This window comes from Pseudomonas sp. LBUM1646 (assembly GCF_059716165.1).
The window spans coordinates 3,123,541-3,142,948 of record NZ_CP166810.1 but is presented as its reverse complement, the minus strand read 5'-3'; the positions used below and the strand labels follow the sequence as shown (position 1 = coordinate 3,142,948).

At 60.9% G+C, this 19,408-nt stretch carries 14 protein-coding genes; 12 read left to right on the top strand and 2 right to left on the bottom strand.

The window, feature by feature from the left end; translation table 11 throughout:
• The first annotated feature begins 21 nt into the window (after positions 1–21).
• Both ACA071_RS14590 and ACA071_RS14585 read left to right on the top strand, forming a co-directional pair.
• Positions 22–1,311 carry a phenylacetate--CoA ligase family protein gene (locus ACA071_RS14590; RefSeq protein WP_497644988.1) on the top strand — a complete coding sequence of 430 codons (1,290 nt, stop codon included), beginning with the start codon at positions 22–24 and terminating at the stop codon, positions 1,309–1,311.
• Positions 1,308–2,243: a GNAT family N-acetyltransferase gene (locus tag ACA071_RS14585; protein WP_497644987.1), complete on the top strand. Its 936-nt coding sequence runs from the start codon at positions 1,308–1,310 to the stop codon at positions 2,241–2,243. The genes ACA071_RS14590 and ACA071_RS14585 overlap by 4 nt, the downstream gene beginning before the upstream one ends.
• Here ACA071_RS14585 and ACA071_RS14580 read toward each other — a convergent pair.
• Entirely contained in the window at positions 2,232–3,158 is a 927-nt protein-coding gene (locus ACA071_RS14580) for a LysR family transcriptional regulator (RefSeq protein ID WP_497644986.1), read from the bottom strand. The two genes, ACA071_RS14585 and ACA071_RS14580, sit on opposite strands and share 12 nt — an antisense overlap.
• A gap of 119 nt (positions 3,159–3,277) precedes the next feature.
• Here ACA071_RS14580 and ACA071_RS14575 point away from each other — a divergent pair, with 119 nt between their 5' ends.
• Positions 3,278–4,273, top strand: coding sequence for an aldo/keto reductase (locus tag ACA071_RS14575; RefSeq protein ID WP_497644985.1), 996 nt, complete (start codon positions 3,278–3,280; stop codon positions 4,271–4,273).
• Positions 4,274–4,316: 43 nt separating this feature from the next.
• Here ACA071_RS14575 and ACA071_RS14570 read toward each other — a convergent pair whose 3' ends face one another.
• Positions 4,317–4,835, bottom strand: a complete 519-nt coding sequence (locus tag ACA071_RS14570; RefSeq protein ID WP_497644984.1) for a hypothetical protein — start codon at positions 4,833–4,835, stop codon at positions 4,317–4,319.
• A 418-nt stretch (positions 4,836–5,253) separates the two neighbouring features.
• On the opposite strand from ACA071_RS14570, the gene ACA071_RS14565 reads away from it, so the two are divergent.
• The 9 genes from ACA071_RS14565 (at position 5,254) to ACA071_RS14525 (ending at position 19,403) form a co-directional block, all read left to right on the top strand.
• Positions 5,254–7,245, top strand: a complete 1,992-nt coding sequence (locus ACA071_RS14565) for a methyl-accepting chemotaxis protein (protein WP_497644983.1) — start codon at positions 5,254–5,256, stop codon at positions 7,243–7,245.
• A 366-nt stretch (positions 7,246–7,611) separates the two neighbouring features.
• The gene (locus ACA071_RS14560; protein ID WP_497644982.1) at positions 7,612–8,058 is read left to right on the top strand and encodes a DUF411 domain-containing protein; all 447 of its coding nucleotides are present in this window, start codon (positions 7,612–7,614) and stop codon (positions 8,056–8,058) included.
• Positions 8,058–8,492 carry a YqaA family protein gene (locus ACA071_RS14555; RefSeq protein WP_497644981.1) on the top strand — a complete coding sequence of 145 codons (435 nt, stop codon included), beginning with the start codon at positions 8,058–8,060 and terminating at the stop codon, positions 8,490–8,492. Before ACA071_RS14560 ends, ACA071_RS14555 begins: the two co-directional genes overlap by 1 nt.
• A gap of 84 nt (positions 8,493–8,576) precedes the next feature.
• Positions 8,577–9,599 (top strand): alpha/beta fold hydrolase, encoded by a 1,023-nt coding sequence (locus ACA071_RS14550; RefSeq protein WP_497644980.1) that lies wholly within the window; start codon positions 8,577–8,579, stop codon positions 9,597–9,599.
• 10 nt (positions 9,600–9,609) lie between these two features.
• Positions 9,610–10,563, top strand: a complete 954-nt coding sequence (locus ACA071_RS14545; RefSeq protein WP_497644979.1) for a D-2-hydroxyacid dehydrogenase family protein — start codon at positions 9,610–9,612, stop codon at positions 10,561–10,563.
• A 576-nt stretch (positions 10,564–11,139) separates the two neighbouring features.
• Positions 11,140–12,720, top strand: a complete 1,581-nt coding sequence (glgA, locus tag ACA071_RS14540; RefSeq protein WP_497644978.1) for a glycogen synthase GlgA — start codon at positions 11,140–11,142, stop codon at positions 12,718–12,720.
• Between the two features lie 22 nt (positions 12,721–12,742).
• Positions 12,743–14,536, top strand: a complete 1,794-nt coding sequence (treZ, locus tag ACA071_RS14535) for a malto-oligosyltrehalose trehalohydrolase (RefSeq protein ID WP_497644977.1) — start codon at positions 12,743–12,745, stop codon at positions 14,534–14,536.
• Positions 14,533–16,611, top strand: a complete 2,079-nt coding sequence (malQ, locus tag ACA071_RS14530) for a 4-alpha-glucanotransferase (protein WP_497644976.1) — start codon at positions 14,533–14,535, stop codon at positions 16,609–16,611. Before treZ ends, malQ begins: the two co-directional genes overlap by 4 nt.
• Positions 16,608–19,403: a malto-oligosyltrehalose synthase gene (locus ACA071_RS14525; protein WP_497644975.1), complete on the top strand. Its 2,796-nt coding sequence runs from the start codon at positions 16,608–16,610 to the stop codon at positions 19,401–19,403. Before malQ ends, ACA071_RS14525 begins: the two co-directional genes overlap by 4 nt.
• Positions 19,404–19,408 lie beyond the last annotated feature (5 nt).

Genomic DNA, 19,408 nt, shown 5'->3' with positions numbered 1-19,408 from the left:
ACGCCTGGAAAAGGAATTCCAATGAACGAACTTTTTACGCTTGAACAACTGGTGCAATACATACGCGAACACTCGCGCTTTTATAACAATCACCTCAAACATTTACCGTTACAGGGATTCACGTTAAACGATATTCCCTTGATCGACGGGATTAACTATTGGGCGGGCAGCCATGACTTGAAACAGTGGCCGGTCCTGACGGCTACGGTCGACGATGCGCTGTTGTTTAAAACCGGGGGAACTACCAGCCAGGGCAAATTGGCGGTTTACACCCACGATGAATGGCGCGCCCTGGTCACTGCTTTCGGTGAAAGCCTCTCATCGCAATTGAACAATGGCGACCGGGTCGCCAATCTGTTTTTTGCCGGGGACCTTTGCGCCAGCTTTCTGTTTATCCACGATTCACTGGCTCATGTCAGGGTTTCAATCAGTGAGTTTCCCTTTACCGGCAACGTCGATTTTCAGGGGCTGACGTCGGCGATTGGCGACCACAGGATCAATGTGCTGTCCGGCGTACCGGCACAGTTGCTCAAGTATGCGGCGTACCTGATAGAACACGGACGGGTGTTGAGCGGCGTTAACACCCTGCTTTACGGCGGTGAAAGCGTGTTTGCCGGCCAACTGGCGATCTTCGCCCAAGTGTTCCCCAATGCCCGCGTGGCCTCCATCGGTTATGCCAGCGTTGACGCCGGGTTGATTGGGGGCTGCGACCGTGACTGTGCGCTGGGCGAACATCGGGTGTTCGAACATCACACGGTGCTGGAGATCATCGACGAACTCAGCGGCGACATCATTGATGAGTGCAACCGTGTGGGCCTGTTGATGGTGACCAATCTGAGTCGCCGGTTAATGCCGCTGTTGCGCTACCCGGTGGGTGATCGCGCTTGCTGGCTTGAGCCCATTGATACGCCCAGGCGCAAATTCGCCCTCAGGGGGCGCAGCGTCCACAGTCAGCGAGTGCGCGTGGGAGTGATGTCGCTGTTGACCGACGAAATACAGGACATCGTCCAGCGCCTGACCCAGAGTGAGCAGTGGCAATTGCGCATCGAACAGTCCGGACACAAAGACCTGTTGAGCGTGCTTTGGGTCCCCGTGGCGGGCACCCAAACCATCGAACCGCTGAGCCAGGTGCTGCGCCAGGCACTCGTGGCTCACTACCCCGCCATTGGCAACCTGAACCAGGACGGTCTGCTGGATTTCCAGGTCAGGCCCTGTGCCGTCACCGATCTCGCGCTGCACCCACGCTCGGGTAAACAACTGCGTGTCCTGGACTTGCGGGTGTACACGCCCGCGCCGGAGGCCGGGCCATGAGTCAGTTGATTTTCCGCCCCTTCAGGGCCTCCGATGCTGCAGCTGTCAGCGGGCTTTTTCGGCAGGTGTACGGTGATCATTACGTGACGCCGGATGTGTATCTGCCGAAGTTGATCACCCAGCACAACAACGACGGTCGCTGGCAATCCATGCTTGCGGTGGAGGGTTCGCAGGTCCTCGGGCACGCAGCGCTATGCCGGGACAAACTCCCGACCGAGAGCGCCGAACTGGCCCTCAGCGTCGTGCACCCGGCGACTCGCGGCCAGAGCATCGCGACTCGTCTGGGCCGTGAATTACTGGAACACCCCCGTGCGGTTGCAGGGCGGTGCATCTTGATCAAACAAGTCACCCATCATCCATACACCCAGCGCATGGCGCACACGCTGGGTTTCCATTGCACTGGGTTGCTGCCGGACTACGTGCCCTCTCCTTTCGCTCAAACCTTCGCGGAAAGCATCGTGGTCGGTGTCCATCTGCGCAGTGGGCGCACCTGCCCGCTACCCGACATTACGTGGCCGGACAGCTGCCGGGCGTTCATGCAGCACTTGGGTTCAGTGTTCGGCAGTGGCCAGTGCGTGTCGGTCTCCCCTTCATTGCCCCTGCAGTTGAAACAGCATCACCACAGGGTTGATGTCGTCATCGAACGCCTGAACAAACGCCTGCTCGAACAGCTGATTCAACTGCCCGTGAATTGGCTGATTTCGCTCAGGCTGGCACTGTCAGCGTGTTTTGCCGAGGATCTCCAGCGTTTGAGCACCAAGGGATTCGTCTTCACCGGGCTGATCCCTGCACTTGATCAGGATCGATGGTTCGCCCTGTTTCATCGCGGCGCCGGGGCGCGCAGCCTGGACCTGCACTGCCCGCACATGCAACAGCTGCACGACACGCTGCAACTCGCCACACACACCGAAGCCAATCGTTCAGCCGCCTGATTCGCTTCGGTAAAAATGCTTGCCCGGTTGCGCGCAAAGCTCAACCAGCCAGTCGACAAACACCCGCACCCGCCGGGATAACTGGCGGTGTGGCGGGTACAGCGCCGTCAACGGCATTCCCGGTGGCGGCGCATCCCTGAGCACCTCGCACAGCCGCCCCTCGTTCAACTGCCGTGCCACGTGGTAGTACGGGGCCTGAACCAACCCGTACCCGGCCTCACACGCGGCCATATAACCATCGGCGCTGTTGACCGAAACCTGCCTGGGCAAATTCACCTGCTGCACCTGCCCCTCCACCACAAACTCAAGCCCGAAGCGCGTACCGGTAGTGGCGGAGAAATACTCCACCATCCGATGGCCGTGCAGATCCGATGGGCATTGAGGCACGCCGTGACGCTGCAAGTAGTCGGGGCTGGCGCAGGTCACCTGATCCAGCATGACCAGCGGCCGCGCCACCAGAGAGTCATCAAGCGCTGAGCCGCCACGCAGCACGCAGTCCACGCCTTCACGAATCAGGTCCACGGTGCGGTCGTTCAAACTGATTTCCAGCTCGATCAGCGGGTACCTGGCGGTGAACTGCGGCAAGGCCGGAATCACGATCAAACGCCCGATCCCCGCCGGCATGTCCACCCGTAGCAAGCCTTTGGGGTTGTGCCGGGCCGCAGAAAACACCGCTTCGGTTTCCTCAAGATCCGCCAGCAGGCGCACACAACGCGGGTAATACGCCGCGCCATCCAGGGTCAGGCTGATTTGCCGGGTGGTTCGCTGCAACAGTTGCACCCCGAGGTGGGCCTCCAGTTGCTTGATCAGAATCGTCACCGAGGCACGGGGCATTTGCAGGCTGTCCGCCGCCTTGGCAAAGCCGCCCGTTTCGACGATCCGGGTAAACACGCGCATGGCGTTGAGACGGTCCATGGTTCTGCCGTACCTGCTGATTATTTAGAAATAACGAATAGTGATAGCGGTTTTAGCCGGTTTATCTGCTTTCTGTCGAGGTTAACAATGGCGGCTCACATTTTCAGGGAGCTGATCTCATGCAAACACGTCAATTGGGCAAGAACGGACCACAAGTGAGCGCCATCGGTTTGGGCTGCATGGGCATGACCGATTTCTACACCACCGGCACCGATACCCGCGAAGCCACCGCCACGCTGCACCGGGCGCTGGAACTGGGGATCAACCTGCTCGACACCGCTGATATGTACGGCCCGCACACCAATGAAGAACTGATCGGTAAAGCCATCGTCGGCAAGCGCGATCAGGTGTTCCTGGCCAGCAAGTTCGGCATCGTGCGCGACCCGGCCAACCCCGGCGCGCGGGGTGTCGATGGCCGCCCGGAATACATCCGCCAGTCAATCGACGGCACGCTTAAACGCCTTGGCGTCGACACCCTGGACTTGTACTACCAGCACCGGATCGACCCGCAAGTGGCCATCGAGGAAACCATCGGCGCCATGGCCGAACTGGTACAGGCTGGCAAGGTGCGATACCTGGGCTTGAGCGAAGCCTCGGTCGCCACACTTGAACGGGCGCACAAGGTTCATCCGATCAGCGCTTTGCAAAGTGAATACTCGTTATGGAGCCGCGATCAGGAAGACAACGGTTGCCTGGCCGCGTGCCAGCGACTCGGTATCGCGTTTGTCCCCTACAGTCCGCTCGGTCGTGGTTTTTTGACGGGCGCGCTAAAAAGCCCGGATGACTTTGCCGCGGATGACTACCGCCGCTTCAGCCCGCGTTTTCAAGGGGAGAATTTCGCAAAAAACCTGCTGCTGGTGCAGCAAGTGCAAGCACTCGCCGCCGATAAGGGCGTGACGGCCGGACAACTGGCGTTGGCCTGGGTCCTGGCGCAAGGCGATTACCTGATCCCGATTCCCGGGACCAAGCAGCGTAAATACCTGGAGGAAAATGTTGCGGCGCTGGAGGTGAAGCTGAGCAGCAGTGAGTTGCAGGCGCTGGAAGCGATTTTCCCCGCCGATGCCACCGCCGGCTTGCGTTACCCGGAAGCGGTGATGCAGTTGCTCGATCGTTGATCGAGCGTCTTCTGACCCGAGTCAATCGGGTCAGAAGCCCACTTCAGACTTCCTTCTTCTTGACCGTCGTGCCGTTACCTTCGCCGTAGGTCTTGAGGTTCTGCAAGACGTAGATCGCTTTCTTGAACTCAGGGACCAGGTAGTTGGCGTACTTGTTGCCCTTGAGGTTGTTGTTCTGGATGGAGTCCAGTTGAGTGGCAAAGTACTCCAGCGCATTGAACTTCGCATCGGGGTCATTCGGCACACCGAACTTGTCGAACTTGTCGCCAGCGTTGAGCAATGTCAGCGCGGTCACATCACCGATGATGCCCTTCTGCTTGAGGAAGGTGCTCATGTTGCCCAGTTGCTTGGCCGAGATGTTCGTCGGATCAAAGCCCTTGACCTGCTTGAACAGTTGCTCGGCATCCATCTTCGTGCGGTCCAGCAATGTCGGGTTGGTGCCGACCATGGTCAGGATTTCCCGCACCTTGGCACTCTGCGACACCGGTTTGGCATTGGGCGAACCCTGGCGTACCAGCAGGCCCGATTTGGCAGTCCAGCTACCGACCACACCGATAGTCATGACCGTACTCCTGCCAGCGCGACGACGTTCGGATGTCCTTGCGACGGGAACATAAAAAATCCTTGTTTAAGCGAGATGAATGCGGGGAAGTATCGGCGCGAAACGACGGCCCACCTACAAATATTTCAACTTTTTACAAATCTCGTACATTTTCGATACAAATCTCCAAGTGCCCGTTTTCATTGGTCTACAGGGAATTTTTAATCTTGGTATAGGCGATTCATCGATTGTCATATTCCGCTGATCAGTCTGCTTGTATCGGCGGCGACACTCACCTCTCCCGGCCCGCCCGTCCCTTAAATGCGTTTCTTGTACGCGCGTACCTAAAGCTCCCCCCAAGCGGGCCGATAAGTCTTCGACACCCCCAATTTCCAATCCCGAATTCCAACAATAAGAACGCAGCACAAGGACCGGTCCCATGCCCGCATTCCGTACCATTCAGGCTCGCTACACGCTGTTTCTGGTCCTGTTCATCCTGCTGCTATCGGTGCTCACGGTGGTGGGCATCAGCCAGTTGGTCGCGCCGAAACTGCGCCACACCGAAGAACAGGTGGCCCTTAACCGCATCGCCGAAGTCGCCGAGCAGATCCAGGGCGAACTGAACAAGGTCCAGGCCCAGCAACGCAGCATCACCCAGACCATTCCCCTGCTCGACAGCGCCGCCATCGATACGGTGTTGCCCGGTCTGGTGGACCAGTACGGCGAGCTGAAAGTGTTTGGTGGCGGTATCTGGCCATTGCCCGGCCAGCGTGAAGCGGGGCGCAACAAGTTCAGCACCTTCTGGCACCGCGACAGCTCCGGCAAACTGGCGGTCAATACGTTCTGGAACAGCGACGCCGCGCCCAACTATTACGACCAGACCTGGTACAAGGGCGGCATGGCAACCCCGCGCGGCCAGTGCGCCTGGGCCGCGGCCTATAAAGATGACGCCAGTGCCGAGCCGCGCACCAACTGCGCCATGGCCATTCAGAAAAATGGCGTGGCCTACGGCGTGTCGACCATCGATGTAACCCTGGGCTTCTTCAATGACCTGATCGCGCGCAAGGAAAAAGACCTCGGCGCCGAGATGCTGATCGTCGAAGCCGACGGCAAAATCATCAGCAACAGTTCGCGCATCAGCGGGCCGGTCGTTCTAAAGAACATCAGTGAGCTGGCCGGCAACTCGCCGTTCGCCAGCCAGGTCAAGGCTGGTCTGCAAAACCGTGATAAGGCGCAGCGGGTCGAATTCGACAACAATGGCGAAGCCAGCACCTTCTTCATGCGCCCGATCGAAGGCACGCCGTGGTTCCTCGCCACCGCCCTGCCGACCAAGCTGATCACCGCCCAGCGTGACGATGTGCTGAACACCTTGAGCCTGTTGCAGATTCCGATGGTGATCCTGTTGGTGTTGCTGCAGATCTACGCGATTCGCCAACTGATCCATCGCATGAAAATCCTCAAGGCCAACATCGACGCGCTGTCGGCCGGCGACGCCGACCTGACCAAGCGCATTACCATCCGCGCCGAGGACGAACTGGGGGCCATCGGCCATTCGGTCAACGCCTTCATCATCTACTTGCAGAACATGATCGGCGAAGTGACCCAGGCCACCGGGGCCATGGCGTCGAGCCTGGACAACCTGCAACGGACCTCGGCGCACACCAGTCAGATCCTGGTGCGTCACGCCTCGGAAACCGATCAGACCGTCACCGCCATCACCGAAATGAGCTCCACCGCCGACAGCGTCGCGCAGAACGCCGCCGAAACCGCTTCGTTCACCCAACGCGCCAGCGAACACGCCGATCGCTCGCGGGTGGTGGTGGGTGAAGCGTCCAGCAGTGTGGTGGCGTTGATTGAAGAAGTGGCGAGCGCCACCCATAAAGTTGAAAACATGCAGCAGGACGCGCAACGGATTACCGAGATTCTCGGGGTGATCGGCGCGATTGCCGGGCAAACCAACCTGTTGGCGCTGAACGCGGCGATTGAAGCGGCGCGCGCCGGTGAACAGGGTCGTGGCTTTGCGGTGGTGGCCGATGAAGTCCGCGCCCTCGCCGCCCGGACCCAGGCCAGCACGTCGGAAATCAACGAAATGCTCAAACGCCTGACCCAGGGCGTGAGCTCCTCGGTGGCGGCCATGGAAAACACCCAGGCCAGTTGCCAGTCCGCTGCAGACGCGACGGCTCGGGTGAACTCTGGCCTGGATGAAATGGCCGGCTCCGTCAGCCACATCAACAGCCTCAGCACCCAGATCGCCACCGCCGCCGAACAGCAAAGCGCGGTAACCGAAGAGATCAACCGCAGCATGGTGCAGATCCGGCACATGGTGGATGAGTTGGTGAAAAGCGGTCACGCAAGTGAGCTCAATACTCAGCAGTTACTGGAAGCCAATAGCCGGGTGAGTTCGATCATGGGCCGGTTCAAGGTTCGCTGATCATCCTGGACATGCAGCTGCTGCGTCCTCCCGTAGCAGCTGCCGAGGCACGAGGCTGCATTCTTTCGTAGCAGCTGCCGAGGCACGAGGCTGCATTCTTTCGTAGCAGCTGCCGAGGCACGAGGCTGCGTTCGGCTGCGAAGCAGTCGTGAAATCAGGCGATGCGGTGTTTCAGGAAGACCGCATGCTCAGGTTTGACGACTGCTCCGCAGCCGAACGCAGCCTCGTGCCTCGGCAGCTGCTACGAGCTGTTCGGCAGCTACCGCGTGCTGGTATGTATTACTTCGAAACACTCTCACTCCTCTTCATTGGCTAAAGTAGTCAAAATGCCTCTTTTTTGACCGCCACCCGAGTCGAGATCCCCCCATGCGAACCCACCTGCGTCTAGTCGCCCTGAGCGCCCTGTTTATTTCCTCCCTGGCCCAGGCCGCCGACCTGATCCCCATCGAAGTCCACCGCGACGCCAATTGCGGCTGCTGCAAAAAATGGATCAGCCACCTGGAGGCCAACGGCTTCAAGGTCGAGGATCACGTCGAAGCCGATATGAGCACCTTCAAACAACAGCACGGCGTGCCGCCACGCCTGGCGTCTTGTCACACAGCGCTGATCAACGGCAAGTTCGTCGAGGGTCATGTGCCGGCCGAGCAAGTGCTGGCGCTGAGCAAGCGTGCCGATCTGCTGGGGGTTGCCGCTCCCGGCATGCCCATGGGCTCGCCCGGCATGGAAATGGACGGCATGAGCGACGCCTATCAAATCATTGGCCTGAAAAAAGACGGGGCTGACACGGTGGTGGCGGACTACCCCGCCCATTGATGTCCGGTGCCTACCTCGGGCTGTTTTTGGCGGCATTCGGCGCCGCGACGCTATTGCCATTGCAGTCCGAAGCCCTGCTGGTAGGGCTGTTACTCAGCGACCAGTATTGGCTTTGGTCGCTGCTGGCGGTCGCGACCCTGGGCAATGTCCTTGGCTCACTGCTGAACTGGTGGCTGGGCCGGGGCATCGAGCGCTTTCGCGAGCGGCGCTGGTTTCCGGTCAGCCCTCGGCATCTTGAAACAGCCCGCAAACATTATCAGCGCTATGGTCATTGGTCGTTGCTGCTCAGTTGGGTGCCGGTGATCGGTGATCCGCTGACCCTGGTGGCGGGCGTCATGCGCGAGCCGCTGGGTCGATTCCTGTTGATCGTGACCTTTGCCAAGGGCGCCCGGTATGCCGTACTGGCCCTGGCAACGCTGGGCTGGATGGGTTGAACGATCAGGGTCGCTCATTGCCTGTGTTTAATGTCGCCCTAATCATGCCCATCCAGCATCGCCGCATTTCCATGGAGTAAACCTATGTCCCCTTCCCGCTGGCTGCCCAGCCTGCTGCTGACCGCCGCACTGCCCGTCCTGGCCCATGCCGAAGGTCCGGCGTACGGCCCGGAACTGCAAGGTTTCGACTACCCCTACACGGTCAAGCACTTTGCCTTTCAATCCCAAGGCAAATCCCTGCAGATGGGTTACATGGACGTCGCCGCCCATGGCAAGGCCAACGGACGCAGCGTGGTGCTGCTGCACGGCAAGAACTTCTGCGGCGCCACCTGGGACAGTTCGATCAAGGCCTTGAGCGAGGCCGGTTACCGGGTGATCGCCCCGGACCAGATCGGCTTTTGCACTTCCAGCAAACCGGACAATTACCAATACACGTTCCAGCAACTGGCCACCAACACCCAACAGTTGCTCAAGGCGCTGGGCATCCAGAAAGCCACCCTGCTCGGGCACTCTACCGGCGGCATGCTCGCCACCCGATATGCGCTGCAATACCCGGAACAAGTCGAGCAACTGGCGCTGGTCAACCCCATCGGCCTGGAAGACTGGAAAGCCCTCGGCGTGCCGTATCGCACCGTCGATCAATGGTATGAACGGGAGTTGAAAGTCAGCGCCGACGGCATCCGCGAATACGAACGCAGCACCTATTACGCCGGGCACTGGAAGCCTGAGTTCGACCGTTGGGTCGACATGCTCGCCGGCCTGAGCAAAGGTCCGGGCAAGACCCAGGTGGCATGGAACTCGGCGCTGATCTACGACATGATCTTCACCCAACCGGTGTACTACGAGTTCAAGGACTTGAAGGTGCCGACGCTGTTGCTGATCGGCACCTCTGACACCACCGCCATCGGCAAGGACATCGCGCCACCGGCGGTCAAGGCGAAGATTGGTCACTATGAAGTGCTCGGCAAGCAGGTGGCCCAGCTCATTCCCCAGTCGACGCTGATCGAATTCCCAGGCCTGGGCCACGCGCCACAGATGGAAGAACCGGCGAAATTCCACCAGGCCCTGCTGGGCTGGCTAAGCAAATACAACCCTGTTCGCGGATGAGGTGAGGCTGATGGCAGTGCAGATTGCGGTGATCGATGACTGGCAGGACGTGGCCAGCGGCGTGGTGGACTGGTCGGTGCTCGACAGCATTGGCGAAGTCAGTTTTATCCATGATTACCCGGCCGATAACGACGCTTTGGCCGAACGCCTGGGCGAGTTCGAGGTGATTTGCGTGATGCGCGAGCGCACGCGGTTCGACGAAGACCTGCTGCGGCGTTTACCCAAACTGAAACTGCTGGTCACCGGCGGCATGCGCAACGCCGCCCTGGACCTCAAAACCGCAGCGACGCTGGGGATTCAGGTCTGCGGCACCGACAGCTACAAACACGCCGCACCGGAACTGACCTGGGCGCTGATCATGGCCGCTACCCGCAATCTCGTCGCCGAAGCCAACGCGTTGCGTGCAGGCCTTTGGCAGCAAGGTTTGGGTGGAGACCTGCATGGCAAGACCCTGGCGATTCTCGGCTTGGGCAGCATCGGCCAGCGCGTGGCGCAGTTCGGCCAGGTGTTCGGCATGCGGGTGATCGCCTGGAGCGAAAACCTCACCGCCGAACGGGCCGCAGCAGTCGGCGTGACCTATGTCAGCAAACAGGAGCTGTTCGAACAGGCCGATGTGCTGTCGGTACACCTGGTGCTCAGCGACCGTAGCCGAGGGATGGTTGATGCCCAGGCACTGGACTGGATGAAACCTTCGGCGCTGCTGGTGAACACCGCTCGCGGGCCGATTGTCGATGAAGCGGCGCTGATCAAGGCGTTGCAGAAAAATCGGCTGGCGGGTGCGGCGCTGGATGTGTTTGAGCAGGAGCCGTTGCCTGCGCATCATCCGTTCCGCACGCTGGAGAATGTACTGGCCACGCCCCATGTCGGGTATGTCAGCCGGCAGAATTACCAGATGTTCTTTTCGCAGATGATCGAGGACATTCAGGGTTGGGCGGCGGGAACGCCGGTTCGTTTGTTGAATTGAAGCAAAGATCAAAAGATCGCAGCCTTCGGCAGCGCCTACAGAGCACGCATTCCCCTGTAGGAGCTGCCGAAGGCTGCGATCTTTTAGCCGTTACCCCATATATCCTGCGCACCGCAATAGTGCAAAACCCGATTCCCCCACGCACAACCTTATGACTCCTCCGTGACATTTTGGCCCGCCAACAAAAATAAACATGCCCTTCGTCGGTGCGTTTACCCTCCAAATCAGTACGTCCGTACCTCTTTAAACCGATTGTCGAACAATTTTGCCATTTGCTCCGTGCCGCTCTAAGTTCTGGCCTAGACTCATTTTCGCGGGTTGAAACCGGTCGGTCACAAAGCGGGAAAATAGTCGAAACTTTTACCTGGCGTGAAGAGTCCTCTCTTAGACAGGTGCGTTCCGACTGGTGCAATCCTTGCAGTAGCCCTTGTATGAGCCGCCTCACCCTTTGTGCATTAGCGTATTGGGCAGCCATTGCTCCTCGATGCGTAGCGCGTTTGCGCCCGGCCACAGGATTTGGCCACGAACACCGTTTGTGCCAGACCTAGAATTAGATCAACAACACGGGAGATTCATATGATCAGTGCGGCTTTAGATATTCAGGGAGAACGTGCTCATCAGCAGGTCGGCGAATCGAGCGCCGTGAATGCCCCGAGCAGCAAGGTAATCAGCGTACCCAAGACACTGGCACCGGTTGCCAGTCAGAACCCCAACAAGAAAAAAGTCCTGTTCGTCACTTCGGAAATCGCCGACCTGGTGAAGACCGGCGGTTTGGGCGACGTTTCGGCGGCGCTGCCACGAGCCATGGCTCACCTGCACGACGTTCGCGTGCTGATCCCCGGTTATCCGCAAGTGCTTAACAGTGAAAATCCGATCCACATTATCGGCGAACTCGGCGGTCATGCCGCGCTTCCACCTTGCAAGATCGGGCGCATGGACATGGCCGACGGCCTGGTCATTTACGTGTTGATCTGCCCCGAACTCTACGAGCGCGAAGGTTCGCCCTACGGCGCCAACAACGGCCGCGACTGGCCAGACAACCACATTCGTTTCGCCCGCCTCGGCCTGGCCGCTGCGGATATCGCCGCCAACCTTGCGCAAATCCACTGGTGCCCGGACCTGGTGCACGCCCATGACTGGCCCGCCGGCCTGGCCCCTGCTTATATGCACTGGCGTGGGCAGCGCACCCCGACCCTGTTCACCATCCATAACCTCGCCTACCAAGGCGTCACCAGTCTGGGCTCTTGCCCGGAACTGGGTATCCCGATGCACGCACTGCAACAGGAAGGCATGGAGTTCTACGGCAAGATGTCGTTCCTCAAGGCCGGTATGGCTTATTCGAGCCACATCACCACGGTCAGCGCCACTTACGCTCAGGAAATCACTACGCCAGCCTTCGGCTGCGGCCTCGACGGTTTTCTTGCCGCCAAGACCCAGCAAGGCCTGCTCAGCGGGATTCCCAACGGCATTGATGAGAGCTGGGACGCGGCCACCGATCCGCACTTGTTCTGCCCGTTCACCATCGGCGACTGGGACGGTAAAGCGGTCAACGCGGCCCATGTCCGCGAGCTGTTTGGCCTGGACGATTCCGAAGGTCCGCTGTTCGCCGTCGTGTCGCGACTGGTCTACCAGAAAGGCCTGGACCTGACGGAAGCCGTGGCTGATTTCATCGTCGAAAACGGTGGCCAGATCGCAATCATCGGCCGTGGCGAACCGGAAGAAGAACAAGCCATGCGCGAATTGGCGCTGCGCTTCCCCGGCCAGGTGGGCGTGCGCATCGGTTTCAATGAAACCGACGCCCGTCGCATGTTCGCCGGCAGTGACTTCCTGCTGATGCCTTCGCGTTATGAACCGTGCGGTTTGAGCCAAATGTACGCCCAGCGTTTCGGCTCGTTGCCGGTGGCGCGCAACACGGGTGGGCTGGCCGACACCATTGAAAACGGCGTGACCGGTTTCCTGTTCGACGAATCCACCGTCGAGAGTTACCGCGAAGCCGTGGGCCGTGCGTTCAAGGTGTTCGCCTTCCCCGATTTGCTCAACGCCATGCGTTGCCGCGCCATGGCCGCGCCGTTCAACTGGTGCAAGGCAGTCGAACCCTACGCCGAACTCTACGAACAACTGGTGGCGAAAGCCTTGGGTAAATCGGGCCACAAATAAAATAACCAAGAGGTTTTCAACGATGCCGTTACGGACCCTTGAGACCTGGCCCCACGGCGCAATCATGCTGGACGCAGAACACACGCGTTTTGCCTTGTGGGCGCCAGATGCGTTTGACGTCAGTGTCGAACTGGATGATGGACAATCCTTGCCACTACTGCCCCAGGCCGATGGCTGGTTTATGATCAAGACCCGCTGCCCGGCCGGCACGCGTTACCGCTACAACATCGATGGCGAGCTGGAGGTGCCCGACCCGGCCTCTCGCGCCCAGGCCGGGGACCTCGACCGCCACAGTGTGGTGATCGATCCCCTCGCCTACCACTGGCAACACAACGACTGGCAAGGTCGGCCGTGGAATGAAGCGGTGATCTACGAACTGCACGTCGGCACCCTTGGCGGTTTCAGTGCAGTCGAGCAACACCTGGCGCGTCTCGTTGAACTGGGCATCACCGCCATCGAACTGATGCCGCTGGCGCAATTTCCCGGCGCGCGCAATTGGGGCTACGACGGAGTCCTGCCCTACGCGCCCCAAGCCTCCTACGGCTCCCCCGAACAACTCAAACACCTGATCGACACCGCCCACGGCCATGGCCTGGCGGTGATTCTCGACGTGGTCTACAACCACTTCGGCCCCGACGGCAATTATTTGCATCGCTATGCCAAGGGCTTCTTTCGCGAAGACAAACACACGCCGTGGGGCGCAGCCATCGATTTCCGGCGGCGCGAGGTGCGGGACTTCTTCATCGAAAACGCGCTGATGTGGCTGCAGGAATACCGCTTCGACGGCTTGCGCCTGGATGCGGTACACGCCATCGAAGACCCGGACTTCCTCCAGGAGCTGGCGCAACGGGTGCGCCGCCAGACCGCGCCCGGCCGGCATGTGTGGCTGAACCTGGAAAACGAACACAACCAGGCCAGCCTGCTGGAACAAGGTTTCGATGCGCAATGGAACGACGACGGCCATAACGCCCTGCACGTTCTGTTGACCGGCGAAACCGACGCCTATTACGCCGACTATGCACAAAACCCCACGGAGCAACTGGCGCGCTGCTTGAGCGAAGGCTTCGTGTTTCAGGGCCACATCAATCGCCACGGTGAGTCACGGGGCGAACCCAGCGGCCACCTGCCGCCGAGTGCCTTTGTGCTGTTCCTGCAAAACCATGACCAGATCGGCAATCGCGCCTTTGGCGAACGCCTGCATCAACTGGCCCCGACCGACGCGCTGAAAGCCGCCACCGCGTTGCTGCTGTTGTCGCCGATGATTCCGCTGATGTTCATGGGTGACGAGTTTGCTGCCGAGCAACCCTTCCTGTTTTTCACCAGCCACCACGGCGAACTGGCGGAGTTGGTGCGTGAAGGTCGGCGCAGCGAGTTCGCGGCCTTCAGTGCCTTCCAGGACCCGCACAAACGCGAGCAGATTCCCGACCCGAATGCGCCGCAAACCTTCGAGGCCTCACAGCCCAAACACGCTGGCAACCCGGCGCAGCAAGCCATGCACGACCTTTATCAGCAACTGTTGCAACTGCGACATGAGCACATCATTCCTCACCTGCCCGGTGCCCAGGCGCTGGGAGCCGAAGTGCTGGCCGAAGGCGCGGTGTCGGCGCGCTGGCGGTTGGGCAACGGCAGTCTGCTGCGCATTGACCTGAACCTCAGCGCGGCGCCCGTGGTCCACCCTCCACAGGCCGATGCTTCGCTGTTGTTCGAACACCCTCCCGCGTCCGGCCTGTTGAACCAGAGCAGCCTCGCCCCTTTTTGCGTGCTCGTCAGCCTCACGGCTGCAAACCCTTTGCTACCTGATGGAGAGCGCCTATGAGCGATGCGCAACTGGAAATACTGGCCAGCCGTGCTGGCCTGGCAGTCGACTGGATCGACGCCAACGGCCGCCCACAGAAAGTCGCGTCGGCGGTGCTGCGCGCGGTGCTGATCGGGCTCGGCCACCCGGCCAGCACGACTCAGGAAATCGACGCCAGCCTGCTGCAATTGCAGCAAGTGCAACAGACCCGGCACCTGCCGCCGCTGATCACCGCGGACGTGGGCAAGGGCCTCGACCTGGCACGCTATTTCGAGCCTGAAACCCCGTGTGAGGTGCACCTCGAAGACGGCTCGCGCCTGCACTTGAAACTCGATGCCGAAGCGGTCCTGCCCGGCTTGATCCCGGTGGGCTATCAACACGTCAGCATCGACGGACAATCCTTTACCCTGGCCGTGGCGCCCGAGCGCTGCTACAGCGTCGGCGATGCGGTCGACAGCCCGATCCCGCGCACGTGGGGCTTGAGCGTGCAGCTGTATTCGCTGCGTCGCCCCGGTGACGGAGGCTTCGGCGATACCCAGGCCCTGGAAGACCTCGCTCGGGTCGCCGGTGAACGCGGTGCCGAAGCGCTGGCGATCAGCCCGATGCACGCGATGTTCAGCAGCGACACCCATCGCTACAGCCCCTATTCACCGTCCAGCCGTTTGTTCCTCAACAGCCTCTACGCCGCGCCGGGGGCGATCCTTGGCGAGCGCGCCTTGCGTGATGCGATTGACGTCACTGGGCTGGCCGAACAACTGCAGCAACTGGAAGCCCTGCCGCTGATTGACTGGCCGGTCGCCGCCGAAGTGAAGCATCGGTTGTTGCAGGCGCTCTACGAAGGCTTTATCCAGGGTGAACATCCCTTGCACGAAGACTTCAGCAGTTTCCGTCATGCTGGCGGCGAAGCCCTGGAAAACCACTGCCGGTTCGAAGCCATCCAGGAAGCCCGCGCCGCTCGCGGTGAAGATCTGGACTGGCGCCACTGGCCTGAACACTGGCGCGACCCGCGCAGCGCGGCCCTCGCCGACTTTGCCGAAGAAAACGCCGGACGCATCGGCTTCTTCGCCTTCTGCCAATGGCTGATCGACCGTTGCCTGGCCCGCGCGCAAACCGCGGCGATCAGCGCCGGCATGGGCATTGGGCTGGTGGCCGATCTGGCGGTCGGCGCCGACGGTGGTGGCAGCCAGGCCTGGAGTCGTCAGGACGAACTGCTCGCGTCGCTGACCGTTGGCGCACCGCCGGACATCCTCAACCGATCCGGCCAGGGCTGGGGGATTTCTGCCTTTTCCCCGGAAGGCCTGGTGCGTAACGGTTACCGTGCATTTATTGAAATGCTGCGGGCCAATTTCGCCCACGCCGGTGGCCTGCGGATTGACCATGTGATGGGCTTGCAACGATTGTGGGTGATCCCCAACGATGCACCGCCCGCCGACGGCGCTTATCTGTATTACCCGGTGGACGACATGCTGCGTCTGCTGGCCCTCGAATCCCATCGGCATCAGGCGATTGTCCTCGGTGAAGACCTGGGGACAGTGGCCGACGGCCTGCGGGAAAAACTCATCGCCCGCTCGATCCTCGGTATGCGCGTGCTGTTGTTTGAACAGGACAACGCTCACTTCAAGCCGATCCTCGACTGGCCGGACAACGCCCTGGCGACCACCAGCACCCATGATCTGCCAACGATTAATGGCTGGTGGCATGGCCACGATATCGATTGGAACTCCAGGCTCGGTCTGATCGATGCCAACGGTGAGATCGAGTGGCGCCAGCACCGCGAACGCGAACGCGAAGGCTTGCGCCGGGCCTTGAGCGAGGACCCGCAAAATTTTCGTGAAGAGTCTCACGAGGCCGATCAGGTGCTCGACGCGGCTGTCCGTTTCCTCGGTCACACCCGTGCGCCGCTGGTGTTGCTGCCGCTGGAAGATGCCCTGGGCATCGAACAGCAAGCCAACCTGCCCGGCACCACCGACACGCACCCCAACTGGTCGCGGCGCCTGCCCGGTGACAGCGAGGCCTTGCTCGATGGCCCGGACGCCGCTCGACGCCTGGAACTGCTCGCCTGCGCGCGACTTCAGGCGGCCGAGCGTGACCAATGAACCAGGCGCTTATCCAACCGCTGCGGGCGACCCTGCGGCTGCAATTCCATAAAGGTTTCACCCTCGACGATGCGGTGCCGCTGGTGCCGTATTTCGCCCGCCTGGGCATCAGCCATGTCTATGCCTCGCCGTTGCTCAGCGCCCGGGCCGGGTCCATGCACGGCTACGACGTAGTGGACCCGACCACGGTCAACCCGGAACTCGGCGGTGAAGCGGCGTTGCGGCGTTTGGTCGATGCCTTGCGTCAGCAGCGCATGGGCCTGATCCTCGACATCGTTTCCAATCACATGGCGGTCGGCGGTGGCGATAACCCCTGGTGGCTGGACTTGCTGGAATGGGGGCGCCTGAGTCCTTACGGCGAATTTTTCGACATCCAGTGGCACTCCCCCGATCCATTGATGGAAGGCCAATTGCTGCTGCCGTTCCTGGGCAGCGACTACGGCGTGGCGTTGCAGGACGGAACCCTGCCCCTGCGTTTTGATGCCGCGCACGGCGCGTTTTACGTCGAGCACTACGACCATCACTTTCCGATCTGTCCGACCTGGTACGGCGAACTGCTCAAGCCTGACGAGCACCTGAATGCCGAACAGACCGAGCAACTGAAATTTCTCAGCGACCGTTTTGCCGCCCTGAGCTACCAGACCGATGCCCATAGCCTGGCGATTCCTTTGCAAGAGGAACTGCGCGAGTTGGCGGGCGAGCCGGCCATCCTGCACGCCATCCAACAGCACATCAGCACATATGACTCGTTGACGACAGAAGGCTTTCAAAACCTGCACAACTTGCTGGAGCGCCAGAGTTATCGCCTGGCCAGTTGGCGCACGGCGGCAGACGATATCAACTGGCGGCGCTTTTTCGATGTCAACGAACTCGGCGGTCTGCGGGTTGAACGCCCGGCAGTGTTCGAAGCGACCCACGCAAAAATCTTTGAGCTGATTGCCGAGGGTTTAGTGGATGGCTTGCGCATCGACCACATCGACGGCCTCGCCGACCCACGGGGTTACTGCCGCAAACTGCGGCGTCGGGTCGATAGCCTGTCGCCGCAGCGGCACTTGCCGATCTACGTCGAGAAGATCCTCGGCGAAGGGGAAACGCTGCACCGCGACTGGTCGGTGGATGGCACCACCGGTTACGAATTCATGAACCAGTTGTCGTTGCTGCAACACGATCCGGCCGGCGCCGAGACCTTGGGCGAATTGTGGAGCCGTCACAGCGAACGGCCAGCCGAGTTCATCCAGGAAGCGCGACTGGCGCGCCAGCAGATCCTCAACGGCTCGCTGGCCGGGGATTTCGAAAGCGTTGCCCAGGCGCTGCTGCAAGTGGCCCGGGATGACCTGATGACCCGCGACCTGACCCTTGGTGCGATTCGCCGGGCGTTGCAGGAGTTGATCGTGCATTTCCCGGTGTACCGCACCTACATCAGCCCCCGTGGCCGCTCGGCTGAAGATGACGTGTTTTTCCAGCAAGCCATGGACGGTGCGCGGCTGACCTTGAGCGAGGCCGACTGGCCGGTGCTCGATTGCCTGGCCGGCTGGCTCGGCGGCGAGCCTTGGCGCAAACGCTCGGTGGGCCGCCAGCGCAAGATCCTCAAACATGCCTGCGTGCGCTTTCAACAACTGACCTCGCCGGCCGCAGCCAAAGCTGTCGAAGACACCGCGTTCTATCGCTCAGCGGTGTTGCTGTCGCGCAATGACGTGGGCTTCAGCACCGAGCAGTTCAGTGCGCCGGTCAGCGACTTCCATGCCGTGTGCCGCAATCGCCTCGACACCTTCCCGAACAATCTGCTGGCCACCGCCACCCACGACCACAAGCGCGGCGAAGACACTCGCGCCCGGCTCGCGGTGCTGAGTGAACGCAGCGGCTGGTACGCCGAGCAGGTCGAACACTGGCGAGACCTGGCGCGCGAACTGCGCAGCGACGACAGCGCGCCATCGGCGGGTGACGAGTTGATTCTCTATCAAGCGATTCTCGGCAGTTGGCCGCTGACGTTGCGCAGCGACGATCAACCGGCGCTGGCGGACTATGCCAAACGCCTCTGGCAGTGGCAGCAAAAAGCCCTGCGCGAAGCCAAATTGCAAAGCAGTTGGAGCGCGCCGAACGACGCTTATGAGCAGGCCACCGAGGCCTTTCTCAATCGGTTGTTGCTGAGCACCGAAGGTCATCCGTTGCGTTCGGCCCTCGGTGAAGCGGCGCAGGCGATTGCCGCTCCCGGCGCGCTGAATGGTTTGGCGCAAACCTTGCTGCGCATGACCGTGCCGGGGGTACCGGACCTCTATCAGGGCAACGACTACTGGGACTTTACCCTGGTCGATCCGGACAACCGCCGGCCGGTGGATTACGCCAACCGTCAGCAGTCACTGCAAGCGCCGCTGGATGCGCCCGAGCTGTTGGCGAACTGGCGTGACGGGCGCATTAAGCAACGGCTGATCGCCCGCACGCTTAACTGGCGGGCCGAGCATGCCGAGTTATTCCGCCAAGGGACTTACGAGGCGCTTGAGGTGGTCGGTGGCGAGGCGCATAGAGTGCTGGCATTTACGCGCTCGCTGGAAGGAAAACGCGCCATCGTGATCGTGCCGATACGTTGTGCCGGGTTGCTGGAAAACAGTGCCACGCCTCAGGTGGACGCGCTGCAGTGGGGCGATACGCGGGTCAAATTACCGTTCGCCGCCCCGGACGAAAACCTGAAGGGACTTTTTTCCAGCGCAGCAGTCACAAATCACAGGGAGCTGAACATCAGCGCCGCGCTGGGGGATTTCCCGGTCAATCTCTTTATCCAAACTATCCACACTTGAGTTCA

What these genes read in the sequence shown, in the direction of transcription:
- ACA071_RS14590 (WP_497644988.1), top strand. Translation starts at nt 22, where the DNA reads ATGAACGAACTTTTTACGCTTGAACAACTGGTGCAATACATACGCGAA.
- ACA071_RS14585 (WP_497644987.1), top strand. Translation starts at nt 1,308, where the DNA reads ATGAGTCAGTTGATTTTCCGCCCCTTCAGGGCCTCCGATGCTGCAGCT.
- ACA071_RS14580 (WP_497644986.1), bottom strand. Translation starts at nt 3,158, where the DNA reads ATGGACCGTCTCAACGCCATGCGCGTGTTTACCCGGATCGTCGAAACG.
- ACA071_RS14575 (WP_497644985.1), top strand. Translation starts at nt 3,278, where the DNA reads ATGCAAACACGTCAATTGGGCAAGAACGGACCACAAGTGAGCGCCATC.
- ACA071_RS14570 (WP_497644984.1), bottom strand. Translation starts at nt 4,835, where the DNA reads ATGACTATCGGTGTGGTCGGTAGCTGGACTGCCAAATCGGGCCTGCTG.
- ACA071_RS14565 (WP_497644983.1), top strand. Translation starts at nt 5,254, where the DNA reads ATGCCCGCATTCCGTACCATTCAGGCTCGCTACACGCTGTTTCTGGTC.
- ACA071_RS14560 (WP_497644982.1), top strand. Translation starts at nt 7,612, where the DNA reads ATGCGAACCCACCTGCGTCTAGTCGCCCTGAGCGCCCTGTTTATTTCC.
- ACA071_RS14555 (WP_497644981.1), top strand. Translation starts at nt 8,058, where the DNA reads ATGTCCGGTGCCTACCTCGGGCTGTTTTTGGCGGCATTCGGCGCCGCG.
- ACA071_RS14550 (WP_497644980.1), top strand. Translation starts at nt 8,577, where the DNA reads ATGTCCCCTTCCCGCTGGCTGCCCAGCCTGCTGCTGACCGCCGCACTG.
- ACA071_RS14545 (WP_497644979.1), top strand. Translation starts at nt 9,610, where the DNA reads ATGGCAGTGCAGATTGCGGTGATCGATGACTGGCAGGACGTGGCCAGC.
- glgA (WP_497644978.1), top strand. Translation starts at nt 11,140, where the DNA reads ATGATCAGTGCGGCTTTAGATATTCAGGGAGAACGTGCTCATCAGCAG.
- treZ (WP_497644977.1), top strand. Translation starts at nt 12,743, where the DNA reads ATGCCGTTACGGACCCTTGAGACCTGGCCCCACGGCGCAATCATGCTG.
- malQ (WP_497644976.1), top strand. Translation starts at nt 14,533, where the DNA reads ATGAGCGATGCGCAACTGGAAATACTGGCCAGCCGTGCTGGCCTGGCA.
- ACA071_RS14525 (WP_497644975.1), top strand. Translation starts at nt 16,608, where the DNA reads ATGAACCAGGCGCTTATCCAACCGCTGCGGGCGACCCTGCGGCTGCAA.